The organism is Maribacter sp., from assembly GCF_016744255.1.
Lineage (GTDB): Bacteria > Bacteroidota > Bacteroidia > Flavobacteriales > Flavobacteriaceae > Maribacter_B.
On the sequence record NZ_JADGES010000071.1, the window covers coordinates 1 to 18,192 of the forward strand.

General features: G+C 33.7%; 16 protein-coding genes. 14 read left to right on the forward strand and 2 right to left on the reverse strand.

Annotation, left to right across the window (positions count from 1 at the left end; translation table 11 throughout):
• From QZZ51_RS11905 to acs, 5 genes are all read left to right on the forward strand, one after another.
• The coding region (locus QZZ51_RS11905; RefSeq protein WP_291869918.1) for a VC_2705 family sodium/solute symporter at positions 1–1,215 on the forward strand (1,215 nt) is incomplete at its 5' end.
• A 343-nt stretch (positions 1,216–1,558) separates the two neighbouring features.
• Positions 1,559–4,249, forward strand: coding sequence for a sensor histidine kinase (locus QZZ51_RS11915; RefSeq protein WP_291869921.1), 2,691 nt, complete (start codon positions 1,559–1,561; stop codon positions 4,247–4,249).
• 16 nt (positions 4,250–4,265) lie between these two features.
• Complete coding sequence (locus QZZ51_RS11920) at positions 4,266–4,631, forward strand: response regulator (RefSeq protein WP_291869923.1); 366 nt, start codon at positions 4,266–4,268, stop codon at positions 4,629–4,631.
• A 271-nt stretch (positions 4,632–4,902) separates the two neighbouring features.
• Complete coding sequence (locus QZZ51_RS11925; protein WP_291869925.1) at positions 4,903–6,795, forward strand: acetate--CoA ligase; 1,893 nt, start codon at positions 4,903–4,905, stop codon at positions 6,793–6,795.
• 57 nt (positions 6,796–6,852) lie between these two features.
• Complete coding sequence (gene acs, locus QZZ51_RS11930; protein WP_291869927.1) at positions 6,853–8,760, forward strand: acetate--CoA ligase; 1,908 nt, start codon at positions 6,853–6,855, stop codon at positions 8,758–8,760.
• Positions 8,761–8,825: 65 nt separating this feature from the next.
• On the opposite strand, the gene QZZ51_RS11935 is transcribed toward acs, so the two are convergent.
• The gene (locus tag QZZ51_RS11935) at positions 8,826–10,034 is read right to left on the reverse strand and encodes a multidrug effflux MFS transporter (RefSeq protein WP_291869929.1); all 1,209 of its coding nucleotides are present in this window, start codon (positions 10,032–10,034) and stop codon (positions 8,826–8,828) included.
• A gap of 203 nt (positions 10,035–10,237) precedes the next feature.
• On the opposite strand from QZZ51_RS11935, the gene udk reads away from it, so the two are divergent.
• From udk to QZZ51_RS11980, 9 genes are all read left to right on the forward strand, one after another.
• Entirely contained in the window at positions 10,238–10,846 is a 609-nt protein-coding gene (gene udk, locus QZZ51_RS11940; RefSeq protein WP_291869930.1) for a uridine kinase, read from the forward strand.
• Between the two features lie 3 nt (positions 10,847–10,849).
• On the forward strand, positions 10,850–11,176 hold the full coding sequence (locus QZZ51_RS11945; protein ID WP_291869932.1) for a septum formation initiator family protein: 327 nt from the start codon (positions 10,850–10,852) through the stop codon (positions 11,174–11,176).
• A 200-nt stretch (positions 11,177–11,376) separates the two neighbouring features.
• The gene (locus tag QZZ51_RS11950; protein ID WP_291869934.1) at positions 11,377–12,150 is read left to right on the forward strand and encodes an AAA family ATPase; all 774 of its coding nucleotides are present in this window, start codon (positions 11,377–11,379) and stop codon (positions 12,148–12,150) included.
• Positions 12,150–13,049, forward strand: coding sequence for a ParB/RepB/Spo0J family partition protein (locus QZZ51_RS11955; RefSeq protein ID WP_291869936.1), 900 nt, complete (start codon positions 12,150–12,152; stop codon positions 13,047–13,049). Before QZZ51_RS11950 ends, QZZ51_RS11955 begins: the two co-directional genes overlap by 1 nt.
• Complete coding sequence (locus QZZ51_RS11960) at positions 13,042–13,665, forward strand: DUF5683 domain-containing protein (protein WP_291869938.1); 624 nt, start codon at positions 13,042–13,044, stop codon at positions 13,663–13,665. Before QZZ51_RS11955 ends, QZZ51_RS11960 begins: the two co-directional genes overlap by 8 nt.
• 3 nt (positions 13,666–13,668) lie before the next feature.
• A complete protein-coding gene (gene dapB / locus QZZ51_RS11965; RefSeq protein ID WP_291869940.1) occupies positions 13,669–14,370 on the forward strand; it encodes a 4-hydroxy-tetrahydrodipicolinate reductase in 702 nt (233 codons plus the stop codon).
• 118 nt (positions 14,371–14,488) lie between these two features.
• Entirely contained in the window at positions 14,489–16,189 is a 1,701-nt protein-coding gene (lepB, locus tag QZZ51_RS11970) for a signal peptidase I (protein WP_291869942.1), read from the forward strand.
• A 3-nt stretch (positions 16,190–16,192) separates the two neighbouring features.
• Positions 16,193–16,825, forward strand: coding sequence for a WbqC family protein (locus tag QZZ51_RS11975; protein WP_291869943.1), 633 nt, complete (start codon positions 16,193–16,195; stop codon positions 16,823–16,825).
• A complete protein-coding gene (locus QZZ51_RS11980; RefSeq protein WP_291869944.1) occupies positions 16,818–17,135 on the forward strand; it encodes a DUF6122 family protein in 318 nt (105 codons plus the stop codon). Before QZZ51_RS11975 ends, QZZ51_RS11980 begins: the two co-directional genes overlap by 8 nt.
• Here QZZ51_RS11980 and QZZ51_RS11985 read toward each other — a convergent pair.
• The gene (locus QZZ51_RS11985; protein WP_291869945.1) at positions 17,122–18,156 is read right to left on the reverse strand and encodes an endonuclease/exonuclease/phosphatase family protein; all 1,035 of its coding nucleotides are present in this window, start codon (positions 18,154–18,156) and stop codon (positions 17,122–17,124) included. The genes QZZ51_RS11980 and QZZ51_RS11985 overlap by 14 nt on opposite strands.
• Between the last annotated feature and the right edge of the window lie 36 nt (positions 18,157–18,192).

Consider the following 18,192-nt stretch of genomic DNA (forward strand, 5'->3'; position numbering starts at 1 on the left):
GCTTTTATGGTTCCTGCCTTTTTTATATCCATGCAAATGACAGGAAACCCTATTCCTCAATTAGGAATGGGTGGAAAAGTAGAAGGCGGCGCCTTTTTACTAGATAAGCTAGATTTACTTCATACACAATTAGGATTCAACGAATACACCAGCGGAACAAAATCTACTTGGGATGTATTTGCTATAACGTTAGCCTTAATGGCAGGTACAGCAGGACTCCCACATGTAATTGTTCGTTTCTTTACAGTACCTAAAGTAAAAGATGCTCGTAAATCTGCAGGATATGCATTACTATTAATTTCTATTCTTTATACCACTGCTCCTGCAATTGCAGTATTCTCTAGAACTAATTTAATAGAAACTGTAAGCAACAAAGAATACAGTAGTATTCCTGAATGGTTCAAAAATTGGGAAAACACAGGTCTTATTGCTTGGTCTGATAAAAACAACGATGGTAAAATACAGTATGTTGCCGGAAGTGCTTTATCTAGCAAAAAACCTGCATTTACTAATGAAAGAGGTGCTAATGGAGAGCGTTTAATCTCTAATGCTAATGATTCTGCAAATGAACTTTATGTAGATCGGGATATTATGGTGCTTGCTAATCCAGAAATTGCTAATCTACCTAATTGGGTTATTGCTCTAGTTGCTGCGGGTGGTTTAGCCGCTGCATTATCCACAGCTGCAGGACTATTACTTGTAATATCAACTTCTATTTCTCACGATTTAATCAAAAAGCAATTAAAACCAGACATTTCTGAAAAAGGAGAATTAATGGCTGCTCGTATAGCAATATTCGTTGCCATTATTATTGCTGGAATCTTTGGCATATACCCTCCAGGATTTGTCGCCGCCGTGGTCGCATTAGCCTTTGGTTTAGCTGCTGCTTCTTTCTTCCCTGCAATTATATTAGGAATTTTTGATAAGCGAATGAACAAAGAAGGCGCTATTGCCGGTATGGTTGTCGGTATTACTATCATGTTATTTTATATGATACGATATAAAACTGGACTTATTGGAGTTATGGATCCAAGACCAGCAAGTGAATGGTGGTTTGGAACTTCTCCCGAAGGCTTTGGAACAATTGCTATGGTAATTAATGTTATTGTTTCTGTTGTAGTTTCAAGAATGACAGCTGCACCACCACAAGATGTTCAAGACATGGTAGAAAGTATCAGAATACCAAGTGGAGCTGGTGAAGCATCAGATCATTAAAAAAGTAATTACTGTTTTCTTTTAAAACAATAGAGTATTAAAAGAAAACATAAAAACTCTCATTCTTTAACATAATGAGATATTAAATTAGTTGGTTAAAAACAGTGTCATTTCGGTGGCACTGTTTTTTGTCATTTTTACTATCTTTAGAAATAGATGAAAAAAAGACATATTCAAAAATTAGTAGTACTTTCTTTAGGATTATTCTTTGTCCTAAACATTCCCTTTCTATTAATATTTAATAATAATGGCGCAATTCTAGGTATACCCACCATGTATTTTTCTATATTCCTTATTTGGGCTATTTCCATTATCATATCCTACATAGTTTTAAAAAAGCATTATGAATAACTATATTTTATTAGGTATTATTATTGCCTATTTATTGGTTCTTTTCTTCATTGCTTTAAAAGCTGAAAAAAATTCTAAAAGTAAATGGGTAAACAACCCCTATGTTTACACTCTTTCTCTTGCTGTGTACTGCTCCGCATGGACATATTATGGCAGTGTTGGTATTGCCGCAAATTCCGGAATTAATTTTTTACCTATTTATCTAGGCCCAGTAATTGCGGCTCCATTATGGATTGTTCTATTACGCAAAATTATGCGGATATCTAAACAACATAAAATATCTACTATTGCTGACTTTATTTCATTACGCTATGGAAACAACAGGTTTCTGGGAGCTCTAATTACTATTATCTGCTTAATAGGTACCATCCCATATATCTCTTTACAATTAAAAGCAGTTTCAGAAACTTTTGAAATAATGTCTTTTGGCAATGGCTATATTTCTAATGGAATTTGGGACGACTCTACCTTTTACATTGCAGTATTACTTGCCATTTTTGCTACCTTTTTTGGAACACAAAGCACAGATGCATCAGAAAAACACAGAGGCATAATTGCTTCTGTAGCCTTTGAATCTATTTTAAAACTTGTCTTTTTTCTAATCATTGGAATATATGTTACTTTTTACTTGTTTGATGGCACTACAGACATCTACAACCAAATATCCTTAACAGAAAATTTTGAGCAATTAACCACCTTCAATAGTTTAGAATCTGGCTTCGATTGGTTTTTTACCATTATGCTCTCTTTTATGATTATTTTTCTTTTACCTAGAATGTTCCAAGTTTCTGTATTAGAAAATAGCAGAGAAAAACATTTAAAAAAAGCAATCTGGCTATTCCCTTTATACTTATTAATATTCAACCTTTTTGTAATATACATTGCCTGGGGAGGAAAAATATCTCTAGGAGATACGGTCAACGCAGAATATTTTTCTTTACTTCTTCCTTTAGAAAACGGTAACACCTTTTTAGCATTGTTAGTTTTTTTAGGCGGTTTTTCTGCCGTAATTTCTATGGTAGTTATTTCTACCCTAGCGTTATCTACCATGGTGAGTAATAACTTAATTATTCCTTATGGATTTCTTGGTAAATTTCTAGAAAGTCACCCGGAAAGAAATGCCTATTACATTAAAAATATTAGAAGAATATCAATCTTCACCATTATTATTTTTGCATACCTTTTTTACATATTTTTTTCTATGGAACTATCTCTCTTTTCCATAGGTTTAATTTCATTTGTAATAATAGCACAATTAGCTCCCTCTTTTTTTATAGGATTGTTCTGGAACAGAGGATCATCGAAAGGTGTTATTATTGGAATTATTGTTGGGATTATTGTAACTACATACACCTTAATTTTACCTTTCACTATGGAAGCTTTAACTGGGTATACCGATTTTACGACTAAAGGTTTATTTGGTATTGCCTTACTAAAACCCTACCATTTGTTTGGAATAGAAATATTAAGCCCCCCAGTACATGCTTTCTTCTGGAGTATGCTATTTAATACTTTATGCTACCTCATCTTTTCTTTAACCTCCAAAGGAAATTATAGAGAAAGGAATTACGCAGAAATGTTCGTAGACAGCAGAAACTACGCCACTTTACAAGATAGCGCTCTGGTATGGAAAGGAGAAGCTTATGTTGCAGACATAAAAAATGTACTAGTTAAATTTTTAGGAGAAACAAGAACCAAAAGAGCTTTAGATTTATTTTTTAAAAAATATAATATTCCTTCGGACACCCAAATGGCTGATGCTCGTTTAATTAATTTTTCCGAAAAACTATTGACTGGTAGTATTGGTGGTGCTTCTTCAAAAATTCTAATTGCAGGCGTAGTTAAGGAAGAAGAAATAAGCTTAGTAGAGGTGCTTAAAATTTTAGAAGAATCTAAAGAAACTATAAACCGAAATAAAATTCTTAGAGAAAAATCTAACGAACTAACAGAGATGACCTTTCAATTAAAAGAAGTTAATGATGAACTTCTTTTTAAAGACAAACAAAAAGATGAATTTTTAGACACAGTAGCGCATGAGTTAAAAACACCAATAACAGGAATTAGAGCTGCCACTGAATTATTAATGGATGAAGACGGAGAAATGCCTAGTGAGATAAAAGCGCAATTCTTAAAAAACATACTTCAAGACTCTGACCGTTTAGCACGACTTATTAATAATATTCTTGAATTTGAAAAACTATCTACAGATAGAGCCTATATAAATATCCAAAAACACAACATCCAAAAAACCTTAAAAAAGGCAATTGGAAACATGCAACATATTGCAGCTAAAAAGCAAATAACCTTAGTAAATAAAAATCAATTTCATTTTGATTTAACTTATGATGAGGACAAAATTCTTCAGGTTCTAACTAATTTAATAGGAAATGCAATTAAATTTTGTGAACCACAAAAAGGCAAAATAACTGTGGATTTTAAACTTGGCAACAAAGCTGTCGAGTTTTATGTAAAGGATAACGGAAAAGGCATCCCAAAAGAAGATATTGACTATATATTTGATAAATTCTATCAATCTAAAAATCAAAATACCATTAAACCAATAGGAAGTGGGCTTGGCTTAGCTATTAGCAAACAAATAATAGAAAAACATAACGGAAAAATTTGGGTAGAAAAAGGAACTAAAGTTGGAACAATTTTTGGTTTTAAGCTTCCTTTTTATTAAATTGTAAACTTAAAGTATGAGGAAGAAAATACTCCTTGTTGATGATGAACCAAATATTGTAATGACTTTGGAGTATGCTTTTAAAAAGCAAGACTATGAAGTCTTTATTGCGAGAGATGGTAGTGAAGCATTAGAAATTGTAAACACTAGCGTTCCAGATGTAGTTTTGTTGGATATTATGATGCCCAACGTAGATGGCTACCAAACGCTAAAACATATAAAAAGTAAAGCTAATTTAAAGAACACTAAGATTGTATTTCTTACTGCGAAAAACAAAAGCTCTGATATAGAAAAAGGGCTACAGTTAGGAGCAGATAAATATTTAACAAAACCTTTTTCGGTTAAAAAAATAGTTTCAGAAATTAACGATCTTCTTAAATAAAACCTGGTTTTGTGTGCAAATAAAACCTTGTCTAATTTAAGATAGAGCAAATGAAATTACGTTTAAATCCACTAGCATCTGATATTGTTATCAGTGCCTACATTCTTATATCGTTATATTTTCGTTTTAAACTCGAGAACGAAACACCTATTAGCCCTATGAATTCCATAGTTATTGGGTTATGTTTTGTTACCATTATATGGGTTTTAATAAAGCTTAAAGTATTAAATCCTAACTGGTTTGGTTTATTTGACTCAAAAAAACCAAAGGCATGAGTTATAAAAGTTTTTATAGCCAAAGTATTAATAATCCTGCTGAATTCTGGAAAAAACAAGCTCATCAATTAGATTGGCACACAAAGCCCTCTTCTATTGTATCTAAAGATAAAGAAGGCTATACCCAGTGGTTTTCCGACGGAACACTAAACCTAAGTTACCTCTGCATAGACAAACATATTAAAGATGGTTTTGGAGAACAAAATGCTATTATTTATGACTCGCCTGTAACAGCAACTAAACAGAAAATTACTTATAATCAATTACATTTAGAAGTTGCCAAATTAGCAGGTGGCTTACAAGAGTTAGGTCTAAAAAAAGGAGACACCGCTATTATTTACATGCCTATGATTCCGCAAGCAATATACGCTATGCTTGCATGTGTTAGGATTGGTGTAATTCATTCTGTTGTCTTTGGTGGTTTTGCTCCTCATGAATTAGCCATACGTATAGATGACTGCAAACCTAAAGCAATAATAACAGCATCTAGTGGAATAGAAGTTACCCGTGTTATTCCATACAAACCTTTTGTAGATACCGCTATAACTCAAGCAAAATATAAACCAGAACATGTAATAGTGTTTGATCGTAATTTAGATGCAGAAATTCCACACAAACCTTATGATGTAGATTATGAAGCTTTAGTGGATAAATCAAAACCTATTGAGGCAATACCTGTAGAATCTACACACCCTTCTTATATTCTATATACCTCTGGAACAACAGGAACACCTAAAGGAATTATCCGCGATACTGGAGGCTACGCCACGGCTTTAAAATTTTCCATGCAATATGTATATGGTGTAGATGAAGGCAATGTATATTGGGCAGCAAGCGATGTTGGTTGGGTAGTAGGCCATAGTTATATTGTCTACGCTCCTTTATTACATAGAAATACCACTGTTTTGTTTGAAGGCAAACCCATAAAAACCCCAGATGCTTCTACATTCTGGAGGGTAATTAACGAACACAAAGTAAAAGTTATGTTCACCGCCCCTACCGCTATAAGAGCTATAAAAAAAGAAGATCCGGAAGGAGTTCTCTTGAAAAAATACGACCTTTCTTGTTTAAAATATCAATTTTTAGCAGGAGAACGTTGTGATGCGGCAACTCTAAAATGGACAGAAGAACAATTAAACATCCCTGTAATTGACCATTGGTGGCAAACAGAATCTGGCTGGCCAATGCTCGCCAATATGGTAGGCTTAGAATTACAAAAAGTAAAACCAGGCTCCGCTTCACTTCCCGTTTGCGGATATGATATTCAAATATTAAATGCAGACGGCAATAAAGCGGCTGCCAATGAGGAAGGATTCGTTGCTATAAAACTCCCTTTACCACCTGGAACATTAACTAATCTTTGGGGCAATTCGCAACGATTTAAATCTGGATACCTAGAACGTTTCCCCGGGTATTACTTTTCTGGAGATGGTGGCTACAAAGATGAAGACGGATATGTTTTTATAACAGGAAGAGTAGATGACATAATTAATGTTGCTGGACACAGACTCTCTACCGCTGAAATGGAAGAAATTGTAGCCTCTCATTCCTCTGTTGCAGAATGTGCTGTTTTTGGAATTCATTGCGAATTAAAAGGACAAAAACCATTGGGATTAATCGTTCTAAAATCTGGAGACTCTTTAGGTGAAAACCAAATTCAAACAGAAATCATTAAAGAGGTTCGTAAAGAAATTGGACCTGTTGCTTCTTTTAAGGATGTTTTTGTAGTAAAAAGACTTCCCAAAACTCGTTCTGGAAAAATACTTCGTAAATTATTACGCAATATTGCAGACACCACGGATTATAAAATACCATCAACCATAGATGATATTACTATAATTGATGAAATAAAAACCGTATACACTAACCATAAAATTGCACCTAGTTAATCTATATTATATATTTCAATTAAAAAAAATCGAATACAACAATCTAATTAATTCAATATGAGTAATTATCACATAAAACACCTAGAGGAATACTACCAAGTATATAGAAAATCTGTCCGAAATCCTGAAGCTTTCTGGGAAGAAATAGCAGAAGAGCATTTTGTTTGGAGAAAAAAATGGAATAATGTTTTAAGCTGGGACTTTACAAAACCAGAAGTAAAATGGTTTGAAGGCGCAAAGCTTAATATTACCGAAAATTGCCTAGACAGACATTTAACCACCAGAGGAGATAAAACAGCTATTTTATTTGAGCCTAACGACCCTAAAGAAGAAGCACAACACATAACCTATTCGCAATTATACGAACGCGTTGCAAAAATGGCGAACGTACTAAAAGCTAAAGGGGTTAAAAAAGGAGACCGTGTTTGCATCTATCTACCTATGATTCCAGAGTTAGCTGTTTCCCTTTTAGCTTGTGCAAGAATAGGCGCAATACATTCTGTTGTTTTTGCTGGATTTTCCTCGAATGCATTATCTACCAGAATTAACGATTCTGACTGTAAAATGGTTATCACTTCTGATGGCTCTTATAGAGGCACAAAATCTATAGATTTAAAAGGTATCGTAGATAAAGGGTTAGAAGATTGCCCTGGCGTAACTAATGTTTTAGTTGTAAAACGTACCAATTCTAAGATTGATATGGTTGCCGGAAGAGATGAATGGCTACAACCGTTATTAGATGAGGCTTATGGCGACTGCGTTGCCGAAATTATGGATGCAGAAGACCCATTATTTATACTATATACATCTGGATCTACCGGAAAACCAAAAGGCATGGTACATACAACCGCAGGTTATATGGTTTATACCGCTTACACATTCAAAAATATTTTTCAATATAAAGAAGAAGATATTTATTGGTGTACAGCAGATATTGGCTGGATCACAGGACACTCTTATATTGTTTATGGTCCACTAGCTAATGGCGCTACTACTGTTATGTTTGAAGGTGTTCCCTCCTACCCAGATTATGGCAGGTTCTGGGAAGTCGTAGAAAAACACAAAATAAATCAGTTCTATACTGCTCCAACAGCTATTAGAGCCTTAGCAAAAGAGAATTTAGATTATGTAGAAAAATACGACTTAAGCTCCTTAAAAGTTTTAGGCTCCGTAGGAGAACCTATTAATGAAGAAGCATGGCACTGGTACAATAACAACGTTGGCAAAAAACATAGCCCCATTGTAGATACTTGGTGGCAGACAGAAACAGGTGGTATTATGATTACACCAATTCCTTATGTGACCCCTACTACCCCAACATTTGCAACCCTTCCTTTTATTGGCATTCAACCTGCATTAATGGATGAAAATGGTAAAGAAATTAAAGGAAACCAAGTGGATGGCAGGTTATGTATAAAATTCCCTTGGCCATCTATAGCTAGAACTATCTGGGGCAACCACGAACGCTATAGAGATACGTACTTCTCCGCTTACGAGAATAAATATTTCACAGGAGATGGCGCACATAGAGATGCCGTTGGATATTACAGAATTACTGGTAGAGTCGATGATGTTATCATAGTATCTGGTCACAACCTTGGTACTGCTCCGATAGAAGATGCTATTAACGAACACCCTGCTATCGCAGAATCTGCCATTGTTGGCTTCCCACATGATGTAAAAGGAAATGCTTTATACGGATATGTTATTTTAAAAGAAACAGGAGAAGGAAGAGATAGAGAGAATTTAAAACGCGAAATAAATCTTCAAATAACGGAACATATTGGACCTATTGCCAAATTAGATAAAATTCAATTTGTATCGGGTTTACCAAAAACACGAAGTGGAAAAATTATGCGTAGAATCCTAAGGAAAATTGCGCACAAAGACACATCTAATCTTGGTGACACAAGCACATTATTAAACCCAGAAGTTGTTCAAGAAATTATGGATAACGCTCTGTAATCTTAAAATTAAGGTAATTCATTTTGGCCGGACTATTTCTGAACAAGAGATAGTTCGGCTTTTTACTAAGTAACAACTACCCTTTGTTTTCTTTTTATCAAAATAAATATCAAAAGAGAAACAAACCCACACACTGCTAATCCTAAAAAAAGAGGCAACACAGTGTGCTCTACAAAACTACCTACATAAGTTGCAATTGGAATGGAAATAATAGTGGAAACAAAGCCCGTTATTGCTGCTCCAATACCAGCAATATGTCCTATAGGCTCCATTGCTATAGACCGTAAATTTCCAAATAAAAAACCCAAACTAAAGAATTGAGCCGATAAAAAAGCAAGTAATACAATAACCCCAGGATTACTAGAATTCCAAAATAATAAAACATATAATAAAGAAACGCTAAAAAACACAATAAGAGCTATAAAGGCAAGCTTGCGCATCCCTAATTTTAAAACTAAAGTGCCATTTAAAAAAGTAGCAATACCAATTGAAACCGCAAGGCCTGCAAAAATATATGGAAATTCATCGGCCATATTATATTGCTCTTCAAAAACCTGCTGTGCCGCGCTTAGGTACACCAAAAAAGACCCTGTTATTAAGCCCGAAATAATGGTGAAAGCAAGGGTTGCTCTGTACCGAATTAATTCTAAAAAACCATCCATAAAAACATGCCTAGAAAAAGGTATTTTATATTCGATTTTTAATGTTTCTGGTTGTCTTTTCCAAAACCAAATCACCACGATAAAAGCACAAACTAATTGCACATAAAAAATCGCTTGCCAACCCCAATGATCTAAAACCGCTTTTCCCATTGCTGGAGCAACCACAGGAACTAAAATAAAAAATGCGGTTACAAAAGACATTACTTTAGCCATGTAATCTCCTTTATAGGTATCTCTTATTATAGAAACACTAATAGATCTAGCTGCCGACAACCCTACTCCCTGTAATATTCTCCCAAAAATCATCCATCCCATTGTAGGAGCAAAAACACATGTAAGACTTGCTATAAAAAAAACAAAAAAACCTATATAAATCATTGGCTTTCTTCCATAACTATCGGACAATGGTCCAAAAAACAGTTGCCCCAATCCTAACCCCAAAAAAATCATAATGATAAGCATTTGGTTATCGGTAGAATCTACGCTATTAAGTGCCAGCCCTATTTTTGATAATCCTGGTAAAATAGCATCTATAGCCAAGGCAGTAATAGACATTAAAGATGCCATTAATGCTACAAATTCAAAATTAGGTTTCACATTCTCTTTTTGCATTTGGTAAAGGTATACATAAGCTGCATGAGCACGCATATATTTGCAACAATTAAAGCTAACACAACTATAAAGTTTTTAATCTTACGCCTCTTTACAAAAGAATTTTAACAACCTAACGCTACTCGTAAACATAAGGCAAAGATCTAAACCTTTATTACAAGCATTAAATTGCAAATACCTATTTTTGTGAAAAATAACAAAAAATGCTAATTATTGGAATCGCGGGAGGCACAGGTTGTGGAAAAACAACAGTTGTAAACCAAATTATTAATGAGTTACCAAAAAATGAAGTTGGTTTAATCTCGCAAGATTCTTATTACAACGATTTATCAGAACTTAGTTTAATAGAACGTAAACAAACAAATTTTGACCATCCCTCAGCGATTGATTTTAATCTTCTAGGAAAGCACTTAGAGCAATTAAAAAAAGGAAAATCTATTGAACAACCCGTATATTCTTTCTTGGAATGTAACCGAACCAAGGATACTGTTTTAACACATCCTAGAAAAGTGATGATTGTAGAGGGAATTCTAATTTTAACCAATCCTAAAATTAGAGAAATGTTCGATATTAAAATTTATGTTCATGCCGATTCTGACGAGCGTCTAATTCGTAGATTAAAAAGAGATATTTCAGAAAGAGGATGGAGTTTAGAAGATACTTTAAGTTGTTATCAAGACACTCTTAAACCTATGCATAATCAGTTTATTGAACCTACAAAAGAGTATGCTGATATTATTATCCCGAACAACAAATATAATACGGTTGCTATTGATATTGTAAGAACTATCATTAACGAAAAACTTTCTTAATTCATGGGCATAAACAACCTTATAAACAAGCCATGGTTTAAACTTATTACCAATACCTACGTCTTGGTTTTAACGGCTTTTGTTATTTGGATGCTTTTTTTTGACACTAATTCTTTATTAATACATTTAGAACTAAAAAAAGAAATCAAAAAATTAGAGAAACAACAAGAGTTTTTAAGAGACGAAATTACTAAAGACAAAATAATAATTAAAAAATTATCGAATAAAGAAGAGTTAGAAAAATTTGCTAGGGAGCAATATTATCTAAAAAAGAAAAATGAAGAAATTTATCTAATCGAGTACGCCGATAGTCTTAAAACACCTCATTAAGCCTTGTTATAACTTTTCACAAGTCAAAAAATAGTAATATCACCTAAAATTACACTTCAGAATTTCTTTGTATAAAATATTAGTTATTAAAACTTTAACTCTATTTAACGTAAGCTTATGCCCTAATTCACTTTGTGTTAACAAAATGGTTTCAACAACGTCGTAAATAATTGTATTTTTACGGTCTAACTTACTTTACAATGGGCAAGATAATTGCTATAGCAAATCAGAAAGGTGGCGTAGGCAAAACCACCACTACAGTAAATCTAGCTGCCTCACTAGGTGTACTAGAGAAAAAAGTGCTCTTAATTGACGCAGACCCCCAAGCGAATGCAACATCTGGATTAGGAATTGATGTAGATGGTGTTGAACTAGGAACATATCAATTATTAGAGCATACCAAAGATGCGTCGGAAACCATCATAAAAACTACCTCTCCAAATGTAGACTTAATCCCTTCTCACATAGACCTTGTGGCTATTGAGATAGAATTAGTAGATAAAGAGGAACGAGAGTACATGATGAAAAAAGCTATCCAAAAGCTGAAAGACTCCTACGATTATATTCTAATTGACTGTGCGCCTTCATTAGGCCTATTAACACTAAACGCATTAACTGCAGCTGATTCTGTAATTATACCAATTCAATGTGAATATTTTGCATTAGAAGGATTGGGTAAATTATTGAATACAATAAAAAGTGTGCAGAAAATACACAACGCAGATTTAGATATAGAAGGTATGTTATTAACTATGTACGATTCTAGATTACGACTTTCTAACCAAGTAGTAGAGGAAGTACGTAAACATTTTGGCGACATGGTTTTTGAAACTATCATTCAAAGAAACGTACGTCTTAGCGAAGCCCCTAGTTATGGTGAAAGCATTATTAAATACGATGCCAGCAGTAAAGGCGCTGAGAATTATTTAAATATGGCAAACGAAGTTGTAAATAAAAACAAGGAGATTGTATAATGGCGAAAGCAATAAAAAAACAAGCTTTAGGTAGAGGGTTGTCTGCCTTATTAAAAGATCCAGAAAATGATATACAATCTGCATCGGATAAAAACGCAGATAAAGTGGTTGGTAACATTGTTGAATTAGATATTACTGCAATAGAAGTAAATCCGTTTCAACCTAGATCTCACTTTAATGATGAAGCTCTAAAGGAACTAGCAATTTCTATTAAAGAGCTAGGGGTTATTCAACCTATAACAGTTCGTAAATTAGATTTTAATAAATACCAATTAGTATCCGGAGAAAGAAGGTTTAGAGCTTCTAAACTAATAAATCTTCAATCTATTCCTGCGTATATACGTATTGCTAACGATCAAGAATCGTTAGAAATGGCTTTGGTAGAAAACATCCAAAGACAGGATTTAGACCCAATTGAAATAGCGCTATCTTATCAAAGATTAATTGATGAAATTGAACTTACACAAGAAAGACTTAGTGATCGCGTAGGTAAAAAACGATCTACCATTGCAAATTACTTAAGGTTATTAAAGCTAGACCCTATTATACAAACTGGTATTAGAGATGGTTTTTTAAGCATGGGGCATGGTAGAACCCTAGTTAACATAGAGAAAAAGGAAGACCAAATTGCTCTTTACGAGAAAATTGTTGGACAAAACCTTTCTGTTAGAGAAACAGAAAAAGCTGTAAAAGCCTACCAAAATGGAAGCAATACAGCTGTCAAAAAACCAAAAACAAATACACCCGAATTTATTTCTAAAGAAATCGGTAATTTCTCTAACCGCTTAGCCGTAAAAGTAGATATAAAACATACTACAGCTAACAAAGGAAAAATCACCATACCTTTTACCTCTAAAGAAGAATTTGAACGTATCAAAAAAATAATAACAGGTGAATAAGTATCTTGTTATATTCGCTTTGTTATGTTTTTCTTCATGGTGTGGCTTTGCACAAGAAGAAAATAAGGAAATAGATAGCTTACAAAACAATCTTAAAAAAGACGGTATTGTAATAGATAAAAGCTCCATAAAAAAGAAAAAATCTTTTAACCCCTTAGCCCCTAGTAAGGCTGCATTCTATTCTGCCTTATTACCAGGATTGGGACAAATTTATAATAAAAAATATTGGAAAGTTCCTTTGGTATATGGAGCAATAGGGGCTGGTATTTATACCTATAAGCTTAATGACAATCAATACAATCAACTTAGAGTTGCTTTTAAAAGAAGAAAAGCTGGCTTTTTAGATGATCAATTTTACAATCCCGGCGGAACCGGCACTAATTACTCCCTTACGGTACTAGAAAGCCAACAAGAAAATTACCAAGAATCTAGAGATTTAGCTTTAGTGATTACCATCGTCTTGTATGTTTTAAACATTGTAGATGCTAATGTAGATGCGCACTTACAACAGTTTAATGTAGACGATGACCTAAGTGTAGATTTTAAACCATATTTTGATTTAGACCCCATTACCAGCAACCCTAATTACGGAATGGGACTTACTATTAATTTTTAATTTATGAAAATAGCATTATTTGGATATGGCAGAATGGGGAAAATGATAGAGCAGGCTGCTCTACAAAGAAGCCATACTATTGTAGCCAAAATAGATATAAACACCAACGAAATAGATTTTTCTAATATTGATGTAGCCATAGATTTTAGCATGCCCACAGCGGCTTATGGAAATATAACAAAATGTTTAGAAAACAATATTCCTGTTATTTCTGGAACTACGGGCTGGTTAGAAAACTACGATAAAGCTGTTGCGCTTTGTAAAGAAAAAGAAGGAGCCTTTATATACGCATCTAACTTTAGCTTAGGAGTAAACGTATTTTTTGAGCTTAATGAATATTTAGCCAAAATGCTTAAAAACCTAAAGCAGTACAACGTTTCCATGGAAGAGATACACCATACCCAAAAATTAGATGCTCCTAGCGGAACTGCTATTACTTTGGCGGAAGGTGTAATAAACAACTCTGACTATACGGGTTGGAAGTTAGACCAAGCCGATACAAACCAAATTCCGATTACAGCTAAAAGAATAGAAGCCGTACCAGGAACACATACCGTGCACTATAATAGCGACATTGATAGCATCGAAATTAAACATACGGCACATAATCGCGAAGGGTTTGCCTTAGGCGCAGTTACTGCGGCGGAATGGATTATAAACAAAAAAGGAGTTTTTTCTATGAGAGATGTGTTAAACCTAGGTTAATATTTGTAACACATCATCACAGAAAGATACTTATACAAAAATATATAAGAGGGTATAGACTTAAAACAATTACACTATAATTCTCTTTAAAAATCATTAGAAAACAAATAGCATTTATATGGATACTACGCAGTGGATTATTTTTATACTAATAGTACAGCTTATTCATTTTTTAGGAACTTGGAAACTATACGTTAAAGCTGGCAGAAAAGCATGGGAAGCAGCCATACCTGTTTATAATGCCATTGTATTAATGCAAATTATTAATAGACCTAAATGGTGGACCATTTTACTATTTATCCCTATAATTAATTTATTGATGTTTCCAGTTATTTGGGTAGAGACCATACGTAGTTTTGGCAGAAATAGTTTAATCGAATCCTGGTTAGTTGTTCTAACACTTGGTTTTTATACGTACTATGTTAATTACGCCTTAGATGTTACCTATATAGAAGACCGCAGCTTACACCCTACTACTACTTTAGGAGAATGGGTTAGTTCTATTGTATTTGCTGTTGTTGCAGCTACCTTAGTACACACCTATTTTATTCAACCATATGTAATACCAACCGGTTCCTTAGAACGCACCTTAAGGGTTGGCGATTTTCTGTTTGTAAGTAAATTTCATTACGGAGCTAGAACACCTATGACTACGGTTGCAGCGCCTATGGTTCATGATACTATTCCAAAAATCGGCACTCGTTCTTACTTAAACAAACCGCAATTACCTTATTTTAGGCTACCAGGTTTTAAAAAGGTAAAAAAGAATGATATTGTTGTTTTTAGCTGGCCAGCAGATACCGTGCGTGTATTTTTCAAAAAAGAAAAAGGAGTTAAAAAACCTATTGATAAAAAATCTAACTATGTAAAACGCTGCGTAGGAACACCCGGAGATTCTCTAGCTGTTATCGACGGTTACGTTTTTATCAATGGAAAGCAACTGCAATTATCCGATAGAGCGAAACCGCAGTACGATTATATGGTTTACAGTAAAAAAGGGGTTTCTTCCCGTTTATTACTAGATTTAGGAGTGGTAGATTTAACTAGAAAATATTTATCAGACCCTATTAACCAAGAGCAAGCGCAATTATTACAAGAATACCTTTTAGGATACAACCAAACCGAAAATGGGAAATTGGAATTATACACCAAGCATCTAGGAATACCTATAGATGTAATTAAACAAACCAGACTTTCCCTAAAAGAGATTACAGACAGGCAACGACTTGTTGCTCTAACAGATGAAATGGCAGCACAACTGAAAGCCAATACAGACATTGATTCTATTGTAAGGCAAGTATCTCCTAAAAACAAAAGAGGCGCTAACATATTCCCTCAAAGCCCAGATTACAGTTGGAATAATGACAATTTTGGTCCCATCTATTTACCAAAAAAAGGAGCAACAGTCCCTTTGAATTTAGAAGTTCTTCCTGTATATAAAAAGATACTTAAAGATTATGAAGGAAACAAAATAAGCGTTTCTGGCAACCAAATAAGTCTTAACGGAGAAATAGCAACGTCGTATACTTTTAAACAAGACTACTACTGGATGATGGGAGATAACAGGGATCATTCCGAGGATAGTAGAACATGGGGTTATGTTCCTGAAAATCATATTGTAGGTACTCCTGTTTTTATTTGGATGAGTATTGACAATTTTACCGATGGCTTTAAAAACTGGGAAGTACGTTGGGACCGTGTTTTTACAACCGTAAATGGTGATGGCGAACCTAGATCCTATTTTAAATTCTTTTTAATAGCATTAGCAGGTTGGTTTATTTTTGATTTTATCCGCAAAAAAAGAAAAAACAAAGCATAAGTTTTGAAACATTTAGTACACCCCTCCTATTTTCCCAATATTGCAACTTTTGCTGTAATAGCGCAGAAAGAAGTATGCTGGGAATATATGGATAATTATCAAAAACAAACGTACAGAAACCGTACCTATGTTTGTACCGACAATGGGAAACATATTTTAAACATTCCTATAATACATACTGGAAAAGGAAAAGAACGTCTAAAATACAAAGACGTTCTACTAGATAATTCCTATGCCTGGCAACGACAACATTGGCGTACTTTAGAAACAGCATATAGATCTTCTCCTTTTTTTGAGTTTTACGAAGATGAAATAGCTCCTCTATTTTTAGAAGAACATACACATTTAATGGATTTTAATTTAAAAACCATAGAGATAATATGCGATTGTTTGCAAATGGATATACCCAAAGAACGCACAACAGAATATAAATCCGAAACGAAAAATACTATAGACTTGCGTTTTCTTGCAAATGCCAAGACAGAATATAAATTCAATACCACAGAATACATTCAGGTATTTAGCGATAGGCATACCTTTATTCCCAATTTAAGTATTTTAGATCTTCTTTTTAATGAAGGAACAAATACCTTAAGTTACTTAAAAAAACTTAAGCTAGATTTCCTAGATGCTTAGATTTATACTCCATTACGGAATACATTTTATAGTACCCATTCTTATTGGGGTATTCTTTTATAAAAACAATAAAACCTTCGCCATTATTGTTCTTTTATCGGCTATAGTAATCGATATAGACCACTTACTAGCAAACCCTATATTTGACCCAAACCGTTGTAGCATTAATTTTCATCCGCTACATAGCTATTGGGCAATTGTTCTTTATTTAGTAATGTTCCTATATAAGAAAACTAGAATATTTGGGTTAGCACTTCTTATTCATATTCTTGCCGACCTAGCAGATTGTTATATGATTAATCTAAACTAAAAGAAGCCATCACCGGAAAGTGATCGGAGTATTTTACATCAAAGTTCTTATGTTCTTTAACTTTGAATTCTTTATCTGCAAGAATAAAATCTATCCGAACTGGAAGGCCGTGAAAGTTAAAGGTTCGTCCATATCCTGTACCTTTCTCTTCAAAAGTATCTTGCATTTCTCCTTTTACAATATTGTAAATTCTAGAATACTGGCCATTATTAAAATCGCCACACACAATTTTTTTATAATCTACAGTTTTCCTGTGAGCAGCAACTAATTTAGCCTGTTCCTCTTGCTTCTTAAACACCCGTGTAAGTCGTTTATATACTTTTTCTGGATGCTTACTAGAAAACGCTCCATTACCTATACTAATTTTCAAAGACTCCAAGTGTAAGTTATACACTCTTACGGTATCATTTTTATACAAAAGATCTACATATATTCCATTGTTACGGCTTTCTGGAAAATTTAAATTCCCTTTTGAAACTATCGGTAATTTAGAATAAATCGCCTGAACAACTCTACTCCTAGGCGCTCCAAATTTAAAATCGACATAACTATAAGGATAAGCATCTAACTCCCCACTTTTAATCCTCTTATAATCAAACTCTTGAAAACAAATAACATCTGGATTTTCTTCCTTAATAAACGCCACTATTTTAACTCCATTTTCCTTTTTATTAGCTTTATCTAACCCTTGAAAACCAAGAGAATTAAATGTCATAATATGAAATTCTTTTTCTAAACCGCCTGTGGAGGGGTTTCTAAATTGAACAAAAGAACCTAAGGATATATAACCAATTAACAAAGCCAAGATAGATGCTAAACTTTTCTTTATTCTAGTAAAAACCCAATACAAAGCAAAAAATATATTTACAACAACCAAGGCAGGTACACCAAGACTTATAAATGAGAAAAGAGGAATAATTTTAACCGGGAAATAAGGAATTATACACGCAAGTAATAATAGTAAAGCGATTAATACAGTAATAAAATAAACCAGCTTTTTAAATATGGATAATTTTTTCACTATTTAATTATCTTTTCCTGCTTGAAATAAAAAATC